This window comes from Streptomyces sp. NPDC058620, from assembly GCF_042717135.1.
Classification (GTDB): domain Bacteria; phylum Actinomycetota; class Actinomycetes; order Streptomycetales; family Streptomycetaceae; genus Streptomyces.
In genome coordinates this window covers 1-18,317 of the sequence record NZ_JBHXQO010000089.1, presented here as the reverse complement: position 1 = coordinate 18,317, position 18,317 = coordinate 1, and the positions used below count along the sequence as shown (strand labels likewise).

Annotated in this window: 16 protein-coding genes; 3 read left to right on the top strand and 13 right to left on the bottom strand. The window is 70.8% G+C overall.

Features of this window, described 5'->3' with window-relative positions:
• Positions 1-27 precede the first annotated feature (27 nt).
• The 7 genes from ACFWSK_RS35680 to ACFWSK_RS35650 form a co-directional block, all read right to left on the bottom strand.
• On the bottom strand, positions 28-399 hold the full coding sequence (locus ACFWSK_RS35680; RefSeq protein ID WP_383795754.1) for a VOC family protein: 372 nt from the start codon (positions 397-399) through the stop codon (positions 28-30).
• Positions 400-509: 110 nt separating this feature from the next.
• Positions 510-1,397, bottom strand: a complete 888-nt coding sequence (locus tag ACFWSK_RS35675; protein ID WP_383795751.1) for an SDR family oxidoreductase — start codon at positions 1,395-1,397, stop codon at positions 510-512.
• A 172-nt stretch (positions 1,398-1,569) separates the two neighbouring features.
• The gene (locus ACFWSK_RS35670; RefSeq protein ID WP_383795748.1) at positions 1,570-3,201 is read right to left on the bottom strand and encodes a phytoene desaturase family protein; all 1,632 of its coding nucleotides are present in this window, start codon (positions 3,199-3,201) and stop codon (positions 1,570-1,572) included.
• A gap of 37 nt (positions 3,202-3,238) precedes the next feature.
• Positions 3,239-3,712: an SRPBCC family protein gene (locus ACFWSK_RS35665; protein WP_383795745.1), complete on the bottom strand. Its 474-nt coding sequence runs from the start codon at positions 3,710-3,712 to the stop codon at positions 3,239-3,241.
• Positions 3,713-3,760: 48 nt separating this feature from the next.
• Positions 3,761-4,555, bottom strand: coding sequence for a SigB/SigF/SigG family RNA polymerase sigma factor (locus ACFWSK_RS35660; RefSeq protein WP_383795742.1), 795 nt, complete (start codon positions 4,553-4,555; stop codon positions 3,761-3,763).
• Positions 4,556-4,784: 229 nt separating this feature from the next.
• Positions 4,785-5,147 (bottom strand): ANTAR domain-containing protein, encoded by a 363-nt coding sequence (locus tag ACFWSK_RS35655; protein WP_383795740.1) that lies wholly within the window; start codon positions 5,145-5,147, stop codon positions 4,785-4,787.
• A gap of 654 nt (positions 5,148-5,801) precedes the next feature.
• Positions 5,802-6,206, bottom strand: coding sequence for a DUF5997 family protein (locus ACFWSK_RS35650; RefSeq protein ID WP_383795737.1), 405 nt, complete (start codon positions 6,204-6,206; stop codon positions 5,802-5,804).
• A 58-nt stretch (positions 6,207-6,264) separates the two neighbouring features.
• Here ACFWSK_RS35650 and ACFWSK_RS35645 point away from each other — a divergent pair, with 58 nt between their 5' ends.
• The 3 genes from ACFWSK_RS35645 (at position 6,265) to ACFWSK_RS35635 (ending at position 8,684) form a co-directional block, all read left to right on the top strand.
• The gene (locus ACFWSK_RS35645; protein ID WP_383795734.1) at positions 6,265-7,032 is read left to right on the top strand and encodes a LysR substrate-binding domain-containing protein; all 768 of its coding nucleotides are present in this window, start codon (positions 6,265-6,267) and stop codon (positions 7,030-7,032) included.
• A 96-nt stretch (positions 7,033-7,128) separates the two neighbouring features.
• Positions 7,129-8,208 carry a dihydrodipicolinate reductase gene (locus tag ACFWSK_RS35640; protein ID WP_383795732.1) on the top strand — a complete coding sequence of 360 codons (1,080 nt, stop codon included), beginning with the start codon at positions 7,129-7,131 and terminating at the stop codon, positions 8,206-8,208.
• Positions 8,205-8,684 carry a carboxymuconolactone decarboxylase family protein gene (locus ACFWSK_RS35635; RefSeq protein ID WP_383795729.1) on the top strand — a complete coding sequence of 160 codons (480 nt, stop codon included), beginning with the start codon at positions 8,205-8,207 and terminating at the stop codon, positions 8,682-8,684. Before ACFWSK_RS35640 ends, ACFWSK_RS35635 begins: the two co-directional genes overlap by 4 nt.
• A 51-nt stretch (positions 8,685-8,735) precedes the next feature.
• Here ACFWSK_RS35635 and ACFWSK_RS35630 read toward each other — a convergent pair whose 3' ends face one another.
• The 6 genes from ACFWSK_RS35630 to ACFWSK_RS35605 all read right to left on the bottom strand — a co-directional run bounded on the left by ACFWSK_RS35630 (position 8,736) and on the right by ACFWSK_RS35605 (position 17,805).
• Positions 8,736-10,382 carry a GMC oxidoreductase gene (locus ACFWSK_RS35630; RefSeq protein ID WP_383795727.1) on the bottom strand — a complete coding sequence of 549 codons (1,647 nt, stop codon included), beginning with the start codon at positions 10,380-10,382 and terminating at the stop codon, positions 8,736-8,738.
• A gap of 152 nt (positions 10,383-10,534) precedes the next feature.
• Positions 10,535-11,374 carry a class I SAM-dependent methyltransferase gene (locus tag ACFWSK_RS35625; protein WP_383795724.1) on the bottom strand — a complete coding sequence of 280 codons (840 nt, stop codon included), beginning with the start codon at positions 11,372-11,374 and terminating at the stop codon, positions 10,535-10,537.
• Between the two features lie 176 nt (positions 11,375-11,550).
• Positions 11,551-14,421, bottom strand: a complete 2,871-nt coding sequence (locus ACFWSK_RS35620) for an NHLP bacteriocin export ABC transporter permease/ATPase subunit (RefSeq protein WP_383795721.1) — start codon at positions 14,419-14,421, stop codon at positions 11,551-11,553.
• A complete protein-coding gene (locus ACFWSK_RS35615) occupies positions 14,422-16,701 on the bottom strand; it encodes an NHLP family bacteriocin export ABC transporter peptidase/permease/ATPase subunit (protein WP_383795718.1) in 2,280 nt (759 codons plus the stop codon).
• Complete coding sequence (locus tag ACFWSK_RS35610; protein WP_383795717.1) at positions 16,698-17,504, bottom strand: hypothetical protein; 807 nt, start codon at positions 17,502-17,504, stop codon at positions 16,698-16,700. The genes ACFWSK_RS35615 and ACFWSK_RS35610 overlap by 4 nt, the downstream gene beginning before the upstream one ends.
• Positions 17,505-17,577: 73 nt before the next feature.
• Entirely contained in the window at positions 17,578-17,805 is a 228-nt protein-coding gene (locus ACFWSK_RS35605; protein ID WP_383795714.1) for a type A2 lantipeptide, read from the bottom strand.
• Positions 17,806-18,317 lie beyond the last annotated feature (512 nt).

Below are 18,317 nucleotides of genomic sequence, written 5' to 3'. Positions count from 1 at the left end.
CCACGGTCCTCCGTATGCCTGGCGGACCTACTCACGGCAGAGGCAGAACGGGTGCCCCACCGGGTCCGCGTACACCCGGAACCCGCGCTCGCCGCCCCGGTCGTCCAGGTCCAGCGGTGCAGCCCCGAGCGCGAGAACCTGCTCCTGGGCCCGCTCGATGTCCACCACGTCGAAGTCCAGATGCGCCTGCTGCGAGTTGCGGTCGGCCCGCGGCCATTCCGGGGGCTGGTAATCGGGCGCCCGCTGGAAAGCGATCCGGGCGCCGCCGGGGACCTGGAGGTCGTACCAGTCGTCGCTGTACTTCTCGACCTCGCCTCCCAGCACCGCCTGGTAGAAACCGGCGAGTGCCTGCGGGTCCGGGCAGTCGAGAGCGACGAGGGTGTAGGTGGCGATGGGCATGTCCGTCCTTCCATGGGTGCGCAGCCGGCCAGGGCATCGAGAACCGGGGCTTCAGCACGGCGTGCCGGCCTGCGGGACGCCTTCCCGGCCACCCTTCAGGTCAATCACGGTCAGGGCAGCGGGGTCCCGCCGGTCGCGTTCATGATCTCGCCGGTGATGAACGACGCGTTGGCCGAGGCGAGGAAGACATAGGCGGGCGCCATCTCGGCCGGCTGCGCGGGGCGGCCCAACGGGCTCTGCTTCCCGAACTTCGTGGTGTCGGGCATGGTCGCCGGGATCAACGGCGTCCAGACGGGCCCAGGAGCCACCGCGTTGACGCGGATCCCGGAGGAGGCCAGCATCTGGGCGAGCCCCTGGGTGAAGGTGACGATCGCGCCCTTCGTCATGGCGTAGTCGAGCAGATGCGGGCTGGGCTTGTACGCCTGCACCGAGGTGGTGTTGATGATCGAACCGCCGGCCGGGATGTGGGGCAGGGCCGTCTTGCACAGCCAGAACATGCCGTACAGGTTCGTACGCACCACGCGGTCGAACTGGTCGGTCGAGATGGCGGCGATGCCCTCGGGCTGCGACATCTGGTACGCGGCGTTGTTCACCAGGACGTCGATGCGCCCGAACTCCGACACCGCCCGCTCGATGAGGGACCGGCACTGCTTCTCGTCCCGGATGTCGCACACGACGGGGACCGCTTCGCGGCCCTCCCGCTCCACCAGCCGGGCGGTCTCCTGGGCGTCGTCCTCCTCGGCGGGCAGATACGTGAACAGGACATCGGCCCCCTCCCGGGCGAAGGCGAGGGCAACCGCGCGGCCGATCCCGGAGTCACCACCGGTGACGACCGTCTTGCGGTCGAGCAGTTGCTCATGGCCCCGGTAGGAGTCCTCGCCGTGGTCCGGCGGCGGGTCCATGGGGCCGGTCCAGCCCGGATGGTCCTGTTCCTGCTGCGGGAACTCGGGCTGCGGGAACCGCTGCGTCGGATCCTGGGGCTGCTCGCTGTCGCTCATCACGATGTCCTTCTCCCTCGGTGGGCCGGCGGGTGCGCACGTGGCGTGCCGCCCGGGTTCCCAGGAGGCGGCGGAACAATCACCCCGCTCAGGTGAACGGCGGGCGCCGAGTGCCGTGCGGTCGCACGCCGGCCGTGCCAACGGTCGTGCATGGCTCCGAAGTGGGAGGGGATCATCCGGAGGTGGTCTCGCCCGTCCGGTCGCGCAGGGCGAGCAGCCGTTGGGCCGCGCTCAGCGCCGCGACGGTGCCCCGGGTGGCCCGGATCGCGGCACGCGCGGCATTGGCGCCGGGAGCTCCATGGACCCCGCCGCCCGGATGCGCGGAGGCCGAGGCCAGATAGAGGCCCTTCACCGGGGTCTCGGGCCGTCCCGTCCCCGGCAGTGGGCGGAAGAACACCTGCTGGTGCAGTGCGGCCGTGCCGCCGTTGATCGCCCCGTCGCGCAGGTTGGCGTCGGCCTTCTGGAACTCCGGCGGCGTCATGATGCGCCGGCCTCGGACGCGGTCGCGGAACCCGGGGGCGTACCGCTCGACCTGCTGTTCCACCCGGTCCGCCATGACCTCCCGCTCCCGGGCGCCCCATTGCCCGGACAGGCCGTCAGGCCCGGCGTCCGCCTTCACCCGCTGGGGCACATGGGTGTAGGCCCACGCCGATTCCGTACCCACCGGTGAACGCGTGGCATCCGCCGTGGTCATCTGGCCCACCAGGAGGAACGGGCGGTCGGGGATCAGCCCCCGGGCGATCTGCGAGGCGAACCTCGTCAACTCGTCGACACCGTCGGCCAGATGCACGGTGCCCGCCGTCGCGGCCTCCGGGCAGTTCCACGGAATCGGCCCGTCCAGCGCCCAGTCGACCTTGAAGGTGGCGAAGTCCCACTGGAACCGCCGCAGGTCGTCGAGGACCCGCGACGGCAGGTGCTCCGGGGCGATCAGCTCCCCGTACAGGGAGGGGGCCGACACATCGGCGAGCACGGCCCGGCGTACGGGAATGGCCTCCCCTTCCGCCGTGCGGACCCCCACGGCGCGGCCCCGCCGTACGACGATCTCGATGACCCGCTGCCCGCACCGGACACTTCCACCACGCCCCCGCAAGCGCCTCACCAGGGCCGCGGTGAGCGCGCCCGCGCCCCCGACCGGGACGGGAAAGCCGAAGAACTGCCCCAGCATGGACATCAGCCAGCCGTAGCCGCCGCTCCCTGCGGCCTCGGGAGCCAGGTCCGCGTGCAGCGCGTTGCCTGCCAGCAGGAGCCGGCCGCCGTCCCCGGCGAACTCCTCCTCGCCGAGCCTGCGCACCGGCAGGATCAGGCTGCGGGCCAGCCTCAGCCCGCCCACTCCCCGGAGGCGCGCCGCCAGCACGGCGGTGGAGCGGACCGGCGGAAAGGGGGAGAACAGGGCGCTGATCACATCGTCGCCCAGCCGGTCCCAGATGTGGCACAGGTCCAGCCAGCTCTGCCCGTCGCCGGGCGCGAAGCCGTCCAGGCCGGCAGCGGTCACCGTGCGGTCGCGGTCCAGGACGGCGCATCTGCCGTCCAGCAGCGGATGGGCGAGCACCCGCGGAGCATGCGTCCAGCGCAGCCCCTCCCGGTCCAGGTCCAGCCGGGCGAGGACGGGGGACGCGGCAGCGAGGGGATAGAAGGAGCTGAACACATCGTTGACGAAGCCGGGATGGACGCCCTGGTCGCTGCGTACCGCACCGCCCGGCACGCTCTCGGCCTCCAGCACCTCCACGCCCCAGCCGGCGTCGGCCAGCAGATTGGCCGCGACCAGCCCGTTGGGTCCGCTTCCGATCACCACCGCGTCGACCACCGCGACTCCCTTCGCCGCGGGGACGGTGACCGGGACATCACTCGCCCGGCCCGGTGCCGGCCCGCGCGCCCGTCTCGGACGTCCATGCCTCGACCAGCCGGGCCAGTCGCGGCAGCATCGTGCGGTGCCGGATCTGGATCGCGATGTCCAGCAAGGAGTTGTGGAGCACGCCGCCGGGGCCTCTCAGCGGGTGCTCGTCGAGCAGCACCAGGGTCTTCTCACCCCACGGACGGATATCGAACGAGATGCGCGCGCTGCCCAACGGCCCGCTCTCCGCCTCCAGTTCCAGTGCGTGCGGGCGGTCGATGCGCCGGACGACGGTGCGGCCCGTGAACTCCTTGGGGCCCAGACGCACGGTGTACGTGATCGCCGATCCGGTCTCCGGCCACGTACCCGACTCCCTGCGGGACTCGGACGTGCCCACCACCCACTTCCCGTACAGGGTCTCCTCATCCAGCACCGCCCACAGGGCGGACGGCGGTCGGTCGATGATGTGGTGCCGGACGGCCATGGGTCCTCCTGGATGGTCGGATCGGTTCGTAGGGCAGCGGTGATCCGCTCACCCGGCCCCCTGCAGGGCCTGCAGGCGCACCTGCTCGCAGGACTGGCTGAGCAGCCGGGAGACGTGCATCTGGGAGATGCCGAGCGTCTCCGCGATGCTGACCTGCGTCATGTCGCGGAAGTACCGCAGATACAAGATGGTCCGCTCGCGCTCCGGCAGAAGGCGCAGCCCCGGCTTCACCGCCTCACGGTCCACGGCGACGTCCATCGCCCTGTCCCAGCAGCCGAGCGTGTCGCCCAGGGAGTACCCGTCGTCCGCGCCCGGAAGTTCGGCGTCCAGTGACAGGGTGCTGTAGCTGTCCAGGGCCTCCATGCCCAGCAGCACGTCCTCCTCGCTGAGGCCGGTCTCCGCCGCGATCTCCGCGCACGTCGGAAGGCGTCCTTCGCAGGTCTGAGTGAACTCCCGGCGCGCGATCCGGACCCGGTTGCGCAGGTCCTGGATCCGTCGCGGCACATGGACGTCCCAGGTGTGATCGCGGAAGTGGCGCTTGAGTTCGCCCACCACTGTGGGTACGGCATAGGTCGCGAACGCCTTGCCCCTGAACGGGTCGTAGCGGTCGACCGCCTTCACGAGGCCCATCGCCGCCACTTGACGGAGGTCGTCCATCGACTCGCCCCGGTTGCGGAACCGGGTCGCCAGCCGATGTGCCATGGGCAGCCAGGTGCAGATCGTCTCGTGGCGCAGCTGGTCCCGTTCGGTTCCGGGCGGCAGGGTACGCAGCCGGCGGAAGGCGGATTCGGTCGACGGGGTCTCGGCGTACGAACGCTCCGTTACGGAGGATGCGTCAGCCATGGTGGTCACTCCTCGACGGTGATGCTTTCGGTCACCGCGGGAGCGCACGTGCCCGGACATGCGGCGCCCGGAGTGGAACTCCCACGGGCGTACCTCTTGTCCGAAGCACGAAAACACCTATACCCATCGAATTATAGACCAAACGCGCGATCATGATCACGGGAAACCGGCGGGAGGTACCCGGGTGGCCGCGACTCGGCACGCCCTACGGAGACCCGGGCCTACGCCTTCAGCCCGTTCTGCCGGCCCGTATCGCGGCGTGCAGGACGTGACGTGTGGCCGGCGGCAGGGGAACCCCGTGATAACTCGCGACGAGCTGATGGGCGAGATCGCGGAGCTTGACGTTGCCGTTCTGCGAGGCGTGGACGAGCGCCTGCCATGCCTGCTCACCGGTGCAGCAGCCCAGCGCCATGAGAATGCCGCGTGCGGTGTCGATGACGGGCCTGGAAGCGAGCGCGGTGCGCAGCCCCTCGACCTCGCTCCGCAGGGACTCGACGTTCTGCTCGTCCAGGGGTGAGGGCCGGGGCCGTTCGGGACTGCCGGGCGAGATGTGGGCCTGTACGTCGTGTGCGAAGGAGTGGTGGTCCTGCATGGGTCCGCCCTTCCCCCTTCCTTTCTCTTTCGCGTGCCTGCGTCCTGCGTCCTGCGTGGGCGGGTGTCGTCGGGTTCGCGCGCCTCCCTGCGGGCGGTGGCGAGGTGACGTGGCGATGGGCGAGGAGGTGACCTCTGGCCAGGGCGGCGCTGAAGCTCCGTGGCGGGCGCGGCTCGTGGGACGGGCCGCGTCCGCCGGTGATCTCCCGCGGGCTTCGACGCACGCGGGGCAGTCGGCGGCCGGCCGATGGCTTCGCCCGGCCGACGCGTCGGCAGCCGAGGCGTGATGCCGGGCCGGCCCTTATCACGGCAAGGAGCATAGGGGTCCTCGGATGCCCGGAACGGGCACCGACACGCTGGCCCCCGGTGTTTGCGCCCGGCCGGTGGCGGCACCAGGGCGGCTGAACGGCGTGTCGGCCGCAATGGCTCGCGACGCGGGGGGTCTCGCGCCTGGATCACCGGCGGGGGTCACGCCCGGAACACGGGGGCGGCCATCACGCCCCGGACGGGCGCGGGCCGGAGGGACCCGGCGGTGCGATCCGGCTTCCCCGGCCTGCCGGGCCCGGGCCGGACACGCCTCGGGCCTCCGGTTCGGGCCGGGCGCGGGCCCGGCATGATCGAACGAGAGGCCCGGGGGCTCGCGGATGTGCGGTGGTCAGGCGCGCTGCTCGCCGGCCTGGGCGTCGCGCTCCGCGTTCTTCTCCTTGATGCGGACGGTTTCCTTGCGGACCTCCGCCTGCGTCGCGCGCTCCTTCTGCAGCCACTCGGGGCTGTCCTGCTTGAGCGCGTCGATCTGCTCCGTGGTGAGCGCCTCGGTGACGCCGCCACGCGCGAGGCCCGAGATGGAGATGCCCAGCTTGGCCGCGACGACCGGCCGGGGGTGCGGGCCGTTGCGTCGCAGTTCCAGCAGCCACTCGGGCGGACTGGCCTGGAGTTCACTCAGCTCGGTGCGTGAGACGACACCCTCCTGGAATTCGGCGGGGGTGGCTTCGAGATACACACCCAGTTTCTTTGCCGCGGTCGCGGGCTTCATCGTCTGGGTGCTCTGGTGCGACGTCATGGTGTCAAGAGTATCGAGCATGTGCGCTACCTCCGACCACGACCGGTAACCTGGCCGTGTGACAAGCCCGGAAGTACGCCCCTCGTTCCGGCTCGCGTACGTTCCGGGAGTGACACCCACGAAGTGGGTGCGTATCTGGAACGAGCGGCTGCCCGACGTCCCGCTGACCCTGGTCGCGGTAGCCCCCGCCGAAGCCCCCGACGCCCTGCGCGGCGGTGATGCCGACGCCGGTTTCGTGCGGCTGCCGATCGACCGGACGGCGCTCAGCGCGATCCCGCTGTACACCGAGACGACCGTGGTCGTGATCCCGAAGGACCACCTCGTGGCGGCGGTGGACGAGGTGACCGCTACGGATCTGGCCGACGAGATCGTGCTGCATCCCCTCGATGACACCCTCGACTGGGGAGACGGTCTGCCGGGCAGGCCCGCGATCGAGCGCCCCGCCACCACGGAGGACGCCATCGAGCTCGTGGCGGCCGGGGTGGGCGTGCTCGTCGTCCCGCAGTCGCTCGCCCGTCTGCACCACCGCAAGGACCTCACCTACCGGCCCCTCCTGGACGCTCCGGAGTCCCGCGTCGCGCTGTCGTGGCCGGAGGAGGAGACCACCGATCTGGTGGAGGAGTTCATCGGGATCGTCCGCGGGCGGACCGTGAACAGCACCCGTGGCCGTCCCCCGACCCCGCCGCAGCCGAAGAGTAAGCGCGCCGAGACGGCGGCCGCCAAGCGGAAGCCCGCCGGTGGCAGGTCGTCGGCCGGCAAGAACCCCCGGAGCGGTTCGGCGAGCACCAAGGGCGCCAAACGAGGCAAACCCCGCCGCCGGTCGTAGCCCGCTGAGCGGAGTCCGGGCATCCGGCCCGGGCCGTCCCGAACGGGGTGGTGACGGGCCTATGAACCTGTGATGCCGCGCGCTACCCTCCGCCGCATGATTTCCACGGTTGTCTGGGGCACCGGCAATGTCGGCCGCGCGGCCATCCGTGCCGTCGACGCCCATCCGGCGCTGGAACTGGCAGGTGTGATCGTCCACGACACCGCCAAGACCGGCCGCGACGCGGGCGATCTCGGCGGGCTCGGCCGTGACCTCGGCGTCACGGCCACCGACGACATCGGAGCGGTGCTGGCCGCCGGACCCGGTGCCGTGGTGTACGCGGCCTCCGGCGACGTCCGCCCCGACGAGGCGCTCGCCGACATCTGCCGGGCGATCAGGGCCGGAGCCGTCGTCGTCACCCCCGCGGTCTACGGGCTCTACGACCAGCTGAACGCCCCGCCCGAACTGCGCGAGCCGGTGCTGGCGGCCATAGCCGACGGAGGCGGCTCGCTCTTCGTCTCCGGCGTCGACCCCGGCTGGGGCAACGATGTGCTGCCGTTGCTGATCAGCGGCCTCGGCTCCGTCGTGGACGTCGTCCGCTGCCAGGAGATCTTCGACTACTCCACGTACGACCAGGAGGAGTCGGTCCGGGACCTGATCGGCATGGGCCGCCCGATGGACCACGCGCCCCTGATGCTCGCGCCGTCCGTCCCGTCCATGGTGTGGGGCGGCCAGATACGCCTGATGGCCAGGGCCCTGGGCGTCGAGCTCGACGAGATCCGCGAGACCATGCACCGGCGTCCGCTCGACGCCACGGTGAGCACCAGGACGATGGGCGACTTCGAAGCCGGTACGCAGGGTGCCGTGCGCTTCGAGGTCCAGGGCATCGTCGGGGGCGAGCCCCGCATCGTCATCGAGCACATCACCCGTATCCATCCGTCCTGCGCCCCGGACTGGCCCACGCCGCCCGACGGCGACGGCGCGCACCGCGTGATCATCGAAGGCCGCCCCCGCATCGAGGTCACGGTCGCGGCCGACGACGAGGGCGAGAACCGGTCCGCGGGCGGGAACGCCACCGCGGTCGGCCGGCTCGTCGGCGCCATCGGCTGGCTCGTGGCCGCCGGCCCCGGACTCTACGACGCGCTCGACGTCCCGCTGCGCCCGGCGGTGGGCAGGCTCGGAAGGAGACGACGATGAACATCGACATTCCCGAGGGCAAGAACGCCATCGAGTACGTATGGGGCGACATGGTGCCCGGCATCGGGATCGCCGCCTCGGAGTTCTCGCTGGCGGTGTACGCCCACACGACCCTCGGTCTCCGCGAGTTCGAGGCCGCGCGGCTGCGTGTCGCGCAGATCAACGGGTGCGCGTTCTGCCTGGACTGGCGGACCGAACGCGACGGGCGGAAGGTCGAGGCGGAGTTCGCCGAGGCGGTGACCCAGTGGCGTACCACCGGAGCCTTCGACGACCGGACCAGGCTGGCCGCCGAGTACGCCGAGCGGTACGCGGTGGACCACCACGGCATCGACGACGCGTTCTGGGACCGCATGACCGCGCACTACAGCCAGTCGGAGATCGTGGAGCTCAGCATGAGCATCGGCTCCTGGCTGGCGTTCGGCCGGCTCAACCGTGTGCTGGGCCTCGACACCGTGTGCGTGCTGCCCGGGCACTGAGGCGGTACGGGTGGGCCGGCCGAACACCACGAGTCGTCGTCACACGTGGCGTCACAGGTCGGCGGCGATGATCCTCTCGATGTTCCGCTCGGCGAGCGCCGTGATCGTGACGAACGGATTGACGCTCGTATTGCCCGGGATCAGCGCGCCGTCGATGACGTACAGACCGGAATAGCCGCGGAGGCGGCCGTAGTTGTCGGTGGCCTTGTCCAGTACCGCGCCGCCGAGCGGGTGGTACGTGAGGTGGTCGCCCCAGATCTTGTAGAGGCCGAAGAGGTCGGTCCGGTAGATCGTCCCCTCCTTCGAGTTGATCCTGTCGAAGATCGACTTGGCCATGTCGATGGACGGCTGCTTCCACGCGGTCTGCCAGTCCAGGTCCACGCGCCCCGCCGCGGCGTTCCACGTGAAGCGCGCCCGGTTCGGGTTCTTGGTGATCGACAGATAGAACGACGCGTAGGTCTCGATCCCTGTCGGCAGCGGAGCGACCTCGGCGAACGCGCCGCCTGCCGCCCAGTTGTCGATGCCGGAGCACGGGATGCTCGACTGGAGGGCACCGGTGGGGTCCCACATGTGGTTGGCGCGCCCGCACATGACGTTGCCGTTGTCGCCCCAGCCCCTGCCGGTCTCGTCGTTGAGTGCGGGCAGCGCTCCGGTGGCCTTCAGCCTGGTCAGCAGCTTGCTGGTGCCGACGCTGCCGGCGGCGAAGAACACCTTGTCCGCGGTCACCGTCTTGGTGGCCGCGGTCCCGCCGCCGGTGGTGAGCTGGTCGATGACGACCGTGTAGCCGCCGCCGGGGGACGGGGCGACGGACGTGACCTTGTGCAGCGGTGAGATGGTCACGTTGCCGGTCGCCCTGAGCTGGGCGAGGTAGGTCTGCTGCAGCGACTTCTTGCCGTGGTTGTTGCCGTAGAGGATCTCTCCGGCCAGCGCCGACCTGGGGACCGTTCCCGCCGCCTCCTGCTTCATGTAGTCCCAGTCGTACACGTCGGGCACGAAGACGAACGGGAAGCCCGAGCGCTGGGCGTGCTTGCGGCCGACGCGGGCGTAGCGGTAGCAGTCGGCGGACTCGAACCAGGCCGGGTCGACGCTGCTGACCCCGAGCCCGGCGTTGGCGCGCGGGTAGTAGGTGCTGTACATCTCCTCGGCGTCGACCGTGGGGAGGATGGCACCGAAGTTCTCGCGCCGGGGGGTGACGGCCATGCCGCCGTTGACCAGTGAGCCGCCGCCGACACCGCGGCCCTGGTAGACCGTGATGCCGCTGAAGTCCTCGGCGTCCAGGATTCCGGTGTAGCGGGGGACGTCCTTGTCGATCGGGAAGCCGAGGAAGTTGCTGAGGGGCTGCTTGGTCCTGGAGCGGAGCCAGAACGACCGGTAGTCGGGCGTGGTCGTGTTGGCGAAGATCCTGCCGTCGGAACCCGGGGTGTCCCAGGCCATGCCCATCTCGATCATGTGGACGTGGACGCCCGCCCGCGCGAGCCGCAGAGCGGCGACGGAGCCGCCGTACCCGGTGCCGATCACGAGGGCTGGTACATGGGCTCCGCTGCCGATGACCGGGGCTGCGGCAGTCGCGGTCCTGGTACGTGCCGCCGCCAGGGGGCCGGAGAGGGCGACGGCCCCAAGAACAGAACCTGTTCCTGCGAGCAGACTGCGGCGCGAGACACCCTTGGTGGCCTTGCGGCCGGGGCTGGAATCGCTCATTTCGCGTTCCTCACTCTCGATGGAATGGGAACGAGTTCTACTGTCAGGCGCGCAATAAGTCACGACATACCGGTCGGTAATGTGGTGTGAGCGACGGGGTGGTGGCGCCGGCGTCGGGCTGCGGCGCCCGAACCACCGCCCCACCGCGTCTTTCAGCCGCGCTTATGTGCCGTGACCAGCAGGTATTCCCACTCCAAGCCATCCGCGCCCGTCTCAGCGGCATGGCGCGCGGCGAGGTCGTCGAGGGCGCTGTCCAGCGCGGCGACCTGCTCCGGGTCCCCGGCGATGTTCCGGTACACGGCGATGGTCGGCCCGTAGTTGGCCTTGAAGAACTCCCGGAAGTCGCCCGGCTTCCCGAACAGCTCGACCCGCACCGTCCGCCGCCGCATCTCGACGTCCGTCACCCGGTCGCCGAGCAGGGCGCGTACGTGGTCCTCCTTGCCCCACAGCGGCGGGGGCTGGGCGCCGGGCGGAGGCGCGGGGGCGTACGGCTTCATCGCGGCGAACATCTGGCCGATGAACCCCTCCGGAGTCCAGTTCAGCAGTCCGATCGTGCCGCCCGGACGGCAGACCCGGACCAGTTCGTCGGCGCCCGCTCGGTGATGCGGGGCGAACATGACGCCCACGCACGACATCACGGTGTCGAAGGCGTCATCGGCGAAGGGCAGTGCCTCGGCGTCGCCCTCCCGCCACTCCAGTTCGGCGCCGCGCCCGGCCGCCAGTTCCCGCCCGGCCGCGAGCAGTTCGGGCGTCAGGTCGCAGGCCACCACGTCCGCGCCGGCCAGGGCCGCGGGGATGGCGGCGTTGCCCGATCCGGCCGCGACGTCCAGTACGCGTTCGCCGCTCCTCACACCACAGGCCCGGACCAGCTCCGGGCCGAGGTCCGGGATCAGTTGGGTGGCCACGGCGGGGTAGTCGCCCAGGGCCCACATCTTCCGGTGTCTGGTCTTGAGCGCCCGGTCGGCTTCGACGGGATCAGTCGCTTCGGTCATGACGGCTCTCCTCGGGGGTGCTTCGAGTGGCGGCCCGGCGAGTTCCCGTCCCGGTGACCGGAACTCTCCGTACGTGCCCTGCCACCGAGCGTAGGAGCGGGCGAGGGACCGGGAGCCGAGCCGGAGCCGACGGGCCCCATTCGGCCGTGACAATCAGCCCGGACGGTCCGTGCCGCCTACTGCATCTGGCGCCGCACCAACTCGTGCAGCCGTCCGCCCGGGTCCGCGAGCAGTTCTGCGGGCGGACCCTGCTGGACGACGCGGCCCTCCGCCATGACGATCACGCGGTCGGCGTCGAGCACCGTGGAGAGCCGGTGCGCGATCACGACCCGGGTCGCCCGCAGGGCGCGGGTGCTCTCGATCACGATGCGCTGGGTCTCGTTGTCCAGCGCGCTCGTGGCCTCGTCGAAGAACAGGATGCGGGGCCTGCGCACCAGCGCCTGGGCGATCATCAGCCGCTGGCGCTGGCCGCCGGAGATGGCGCCACCACCGGCGATCATGGTGTGCAGACCCATCGGCATCAGCTTGATGTCCTCGGCCAGGCCCGCCAGTGCGGCGGCCTCCCAGACCTCCTCCTCGGTGAAGACCTCGGAGCCGCTGATGCACTCCAGGATCGAGCCGGTGAACGGCTGGGCGTTCTGCAGAACGACCCCGCACTGGCGGCGCACGGCCGCCTGGTCGAGGGCAGCCAGGTCCTGGCCGTCGTACAGGACGCTGCCGGTGACCGGCCGGTCGAAGCCGATGAGCAGCCGGAGCAGCGTCGACTTCCCGCAGCCGCTGGGCCCCACGACGGCCACGAACTCGCCGGCCCCCACCTTCAGCGACACCTCGTCCAGCACGGTGGGGCCGTCGTCGGTGTACCGGAAGGAAGCGCCCTTCACCTCGATCTCCCCGGACAGCGGCCCCGGCTGGGTGCTCGCCCCGCGCACCTCGGGCGCCTCGTCGAGTACCGGCTTGATCTGTTCGAACATCGGCAGCGCCGCCGCGGCCGACACGAACGCCCCGGTGAGCTGGGTGACCGCCGTCAGCAGCATCGTCACGGAGGTGTTGAAGGTCAGAAAAGCACTGGCCGACAGCGAGCCGCTGGCCGGCCCCGCCAGCAGGACGAACATGGCCAGGGAACACAGCGGCAGATACGTCGCGTTGAGGACCGTCGTCAGGTTCTTGATCCGCCCGGCCCGTTGCTGGAGTTCACGGCTGCGCGCGAACTCCCGCGCCCACGCGGCGTACGCGAAGCTCTCCGCCCCCGCGACGCGCAGCTTGGGCAGCCCGCGCAGCGTCTGGAACGCCTGGTTGTTGAGCCTGTTGCCGAGCTCCACCAGATCGCGCTGCCACCGCAGTTCCCACATCCCCATGGTGAGGAACACCGCGACTATCACGATCAGCATGCCGATCGCCGCCAGCGCCAGCGGGACACTGAACCAGAGCAGCAGGACGAGATTCATCACACCGACCGTGCCCGCCTGCAGGGCCACCGGGCCGACACCCGACAGGACGCGTCGGATGGCGCTGACGCCCATCGCCGCGCTCGCCAGCTCCCCGGTGGAACGCTCCGTGAAGAACGACGTCGGCAGCCGCAGCAGCCGGTCCCAGACAGCCGGTTGGAGGGTGCTCTCGATGCGCCCCTCCATACGCAGGACCGTGAGGTTCTGCAGCAGCATGAAGGCGGCCGAGACCACCCCGCTGATGATCACAGCGAGGGAGATCTGCACGATGAGCCCGGTCTCGGCGTTGGGCACGTGGACACCCAGGATCTGCCCCGTCGCGATCGGGACCAGCGCGCCGAGCCCGACCGTCACCAGGCCGGCCAGGGCCAGGTTGCGCATATCGGCCCTCGTACCGCGCAGACCGAAGCGCACCAGCTGCCACTTGCTCATCGGCCGCTCCGGCAAGGGGCGGTAGAACATGACGGCACGCTGCTCGAAATCGGCCGCACCGCTCCGGCCGACACGCGCCCGGCGTCCGGTCACCGGATTCACCGCCTCGTACCCGCCCCGCCGCCACAGCAGAGCGACCGGCGTGCCCGTCGCGGACCGGTGACCCACCAGTGGGCCGGTGTTCTCACGCCACCAGCGCCCGGTCAGCCGGACCGGGCGGGTCCGGACGCGCGAGTGGACGGCGACGCGCTCCACCGGGTCGGTCCGGTCGTCCATGACGTCGCCCGGCGGGGGCTGCGACAGCGTGATGCCGGCCGCCCCCGCGACCATGCGGCAGGCCGCGTACGTGGCGTCGTCACCGGCCGCCGCGGACGGGCGCGGGCTCCTCCCGGTACGGCCGATGGAGGTCAGCAGAGCCCGGTCGGCCTCGTCCCGTACGGCCTCGCCCGCCTTGAGGCCGGCGGCCGCCCGGTCCTCGTGCGCCCGCTCCAGCCGCTCGATCCAGCGGTCCAGGGCGGACAGCAAGCGGTACTGCCGGTTGACCATGCCCTGCCACAGCTCGCCGTCGACGAGCAGGTCACCGGCCGCCTCCGCACTGAACGCGGCGCCGTACTGCACGCTACCGGGAGAGACCGGGAGCCAGAGGACGTCGTCGTCGGTCACCGTCTCGTCGAGAGCCGTCCGGCCGTCCAGCGGAGCCACGGACAGCACGCGCTGACCGCGCCCCACCCCGAGCGAGAAGGCGTGCTCCAGCAGACTCAGCGTGCCGTCTCCGGCGTCGTACCGGCTGAGGTAGTGGCCCTCGGGGGACCCGGGATGCGGATACTCGGACCGGTACAGCTCCCGCAGCGCGATCCGGCGCAGCACACAGCCCTGCAGCGGCCTGCCGATCAGCGTGTGCTGCGGCCCCTCGACCGGTCCCAGCAGCAGCGTTCCCGGCTCCAGCCGGCCGAGGAAGTGCCAGTGCCCCTGCTCCACCGTGTCGACCGCGAACAGGTCAAGCGCGCCGTCCAGGACGAGCCACAGCACCTGCGGGCCTTCGAGGGGAAGGCTGCGCAGGCCGGTGCAGTCGACCTGCGCGCCGAGCCCTCCCAGCGCACCGATGACCGCGTCGTGCCCCGGGGCACCGGTGTCCGCGCCGGGGTGTACCGATGGGTGTACCGATGCCACTCAGTGCTCCTTGACCAACTGGGCGTACGGCCCCGCGGCGGCGACCAGGTCCTCGTGCCGTCCGCGCTCGACGACGCGACCGTGGTCCAGGACCACGATCTCGTCGCTGTCGCGGACCGTGCTCAGCCGGTGCGCGATCACCACGCAGGCACAACCGCGCCGCCGCAGCGCGTCGATGACGAGCTGCTCGGTCTCCGCGTCCAGGGCGCTGGTGACCTCGTCGAGCACCAGAACACTCGGCCGGCGCACCAGCGCCCGCGCGATCTCCAGACGCTGCCGCTGACCGCCGGAGAAGTTGCGGCCGTCCTGCTCGACCCGGCTGTGGATGCCGCCGGGGCGGCGGGCGACGATCTCGTACAGCGCCGCGTCCTGGAGGGCAGCCACCACCGCGTCGTCCGGGACCGACGGGTCCCACAGCGCCACGTTGTCCCGGACCGTCCCCTCGAAGAGGAAGACGTCCTGGTCGACGAAGGAGACCGAGGCAGCGAGAGCACCCCGGGGAATGTCCTCCAGACGCTGCCCGTCGATGCGGATCGTGCCCTCCCACGGGCTGTAGAGCCCCGAGATCAGCCGTGACACCGTGGACTTGCCGCTGCCGGACCCACCGACCAGCGCCACCTGCTGGCCGGGCCCCACAGACAGCGAGAAGCCGGTCAGGAGCGGTTTGTCGAGCGGGCTGTAGCCGAACGTGATCTCCTCCAGCGTCACATGACCCTTGAGCCTGCGGGTGCTCGGCGAGGCTTCGTCCCGGGAGTACAGCGGGTCGACGGGGAAGTTCTCCACGTCCTTCAGCCGGGCCACGTCGGCCGCGAAGTCCTGGACGCGTCCGGCCACCCCGTTGAGCCGGGTGACCGGGGCGGTGAACCGGGTCACCAGCGCCTGGAAGGCGACCAGCAGACCGATCGAGATATGGCCCTCGACCGCGCGGAGCCCGCCGATCCACAGGATCAGCGCGCTGTTGAGCGTGGCCAGCGCGGGGGCGACGATGCCAAGCCACGCGCTCGGCACGCCCAGACGCTGCTGCTCCTCCAGCGTCGTGGCGTGCTGCCCCGCCCAGCGGCGGAAGTAGCCGTCCTCGCCACCGGTGGCCTTCATCGTCTCGATCAACTGCAGGCCGGTGTACGAGGTGTTGGTCAGCCGCGCACTGTCGGCCCGCAGCTTCTGTGTGCCGATGGCCCGCAGACGCACGACGATGCGCATCGCGACGACGTTGAGGAGGGCGATGCCGACCCCGATGACGGTCAGCTGGGGATCGTACGTCCACAGCAGGAGGGCGTAGAGCAGTACGACGATCCCGTCCACACCCGCCGCCGTGAGATCCCGGGCGAGGGTCTCGGCCACCGCGTCGTTGGACTGGAGGCGCTGCACCAGATCGGCGGGGCTGCGCTGGGCGAAGAAGGTGACCGGCAGCCTCAGCAGATGCCGGAAGAACCGGGCGCTGCCGAGTGTGGACGAGATGATGCGCCCGCGCAGCAGATTCGCCTGCTGGAGCCAGGTCAGGACGACGGTGAGCGCCACCATGGTGCCCATCGCCGCGAACAGCACGCCCAGCAGCGAGCGCTGGTCACCGATCAGGAACATGTCGATGTACGTACGGCTGAGCGCCGGCAGCGCGGCGCCGACGGCCACGAGCAGCAGGCTCGCGAGCAGCGCCGCCAGCATCGTGCCCGAGGTGCCGCGCAGCCGGGCCGGCAGGGCCCTCATGATGCCGGGCTTCCTGCCACCGCGCCGGAAACCGTCGTCGGGTTCGAGCACCAGGACTATGCCGGTGAAGCTGGTGTCGAAGTCCTCCGCCGGCACGAAGCGGCGGCCCTTGTCCGGGTCGTTGATGTGTACCCCGCGCCGTCCGAGGCGGCGCCCCATGCCGTCGTACACGACGTAGTGGTTGAACTCCCAGAACAGGATCGCGGGGGCCCGGACCTCCGCGAGTGCGGTCGGTTCCATCTGCATGCCCTTGGCCCGCAGTCCATAACTGCGTGCCGCCTTCAGCACGTTGCTGGCGCGGGAGCCGTCGCGCGAGACGCCGCACGCGATCCGCAGCTCCTCCAGCGGCACATGCCTGCCGTAGTGGGCGAGCACCATGGCCAGCGAGGCGGCGCCGCATTCCAGTGCCTCCATCTGGAGCACGGTCGGGCTGCGGACGGTCTTCGGCTTCGGTGCCTTCGGCGCCGACCGGGAACGGGAACGGCCCCTGTCGACGGGCGCCTTGCCCGGACGGTGCCGGCCGCGGCCGGGCGGCGGGAGCTGCTGCGTCGAGGGGGAGGCGTGCGGGGCGGTCAAGGGAGCAGCCAATCGATCGGACGCTGGTCGGCCAGGTGGACGACGCCCGTGGCCGGGGTCATGGAGCCGATCGCGTACGGAGGGCCCTGCCGCGACGACCACCGGTAGCCGGATTTCGTGGCGGACGACCGGTCCAGCCGTACGAGGACCGCCACCGGCCTGCCGTGGAGCGAGAACTGCTCGCCCAGCTGGGCGTCGCCGAGGGAGCGTGCGATCTGCTGCCGGGTCAGGGCCGTCCTGCCGACGGCCGCCACCCGGCCGCGCAGCACGCCGAACTGCTGGGTGGGCACGGACTGGACGGTGAGGTCCACCGAGGCGCCCACCGGGACACCCTGTCCACTGTCGCCCGGCACGTACAGCACCGCCATCAGTGGATCGTCGGAGCTCTTCATCCGCTCCACGCTCGCCACATCCGCGCCGGTGCCGACCACCGCGCCGGTCGTCGCCGAGAGAGCGGTCAGCCGGCCTGCGTCGATCGTGCGCACGACGCGGTCCCCTTGTTCCGTACGGACCTTGAGCAGGGGTGAGCCGGCCGGCAGGATCTCGCCCTCCTCGGCGAGTACGCCGGTGATCTGACCGGCGACGGGGCTCTGGAGTGCGTAACTCCCCTGCGCGTGCGTGAGGATGCCGGGCGCGCTCAGGGTGGAGGAGACCGTGCCCGTCATGGCCCAGAAGCAGGCCGCTGCCATGACCACCACGGTGACGCCGAGGACGAGCCGCCCCTGCGGGCGGGCGAAACGCACCGGGAGGTCGAGTTCCTCCGGCGACTGGAGCTTGGAAAGGGCCTGTTGGCGGAAGCGCACGGAACTCTTCCCTCACCTGTCGCTTTCGGCGGTGAGCCCCGGAACCGAAGGGTTCCGGGGCACACGTGCGGTCTCAGAGGCCGGCGACGAGGCCGGTGGCGAGGCCGGTGACGGCGCCGGTGTTCACACCGGTGGTCGAGCCGACGAGGCCCGTGACCGAACCGACGATGCCGGAGACCGGGGCGACCGAGTCGGCGGTGGCCGTCACGTTGCCGAGCACGCCGCCGACGAGGCCGCCGGAGACGTTGTCGAGGTCGGCGTCGGAAATCTCGAGGGTCTCGACCTGGGGGGTGAAGTTCATGACTGCGCTGCCCTTCGTGTGGATATTCAGAATCCGGTAACGCCTTTGCGCGTTCCCGGCATTGGCCAGGATCAAAGCACGGCGACGCCCGGCGCAGCGAATCGAACAGTGCCTGATCAGGGGCTCTTTCCTTCACTCGAATGGCTTTACGTGCAGATGCGTTCATGTTGTGCGAGCAGGTTCCACATGAGCTTCACCGGATGAATTCCCTTTGGTCGGAAGTCCCTTTGCCTCTACTCGGACACTTCCGTCCCAAAGCCCTGTGTGTGGCCCCCGCCCACGCTTACGTGGGGGCCCTCGTGACCGGTCTGCGTATTCCGTGTGCAGGTTCCGCATGCCATTCCGGTTCTGTTCCGGGAGGAGGAAAACGCACAGGCCCGGGCGGTCTGCCCGGGCCTGTGAACGCGAAGGGTGCTGCTGCTCAGCCCTTGCGGGTCTGTACTTCTTCGGTGAGTTGGGGGACGACGGTGAAGAGGTCTCCGACGATGCCGTAGTCGACGAGGTCGAAGATG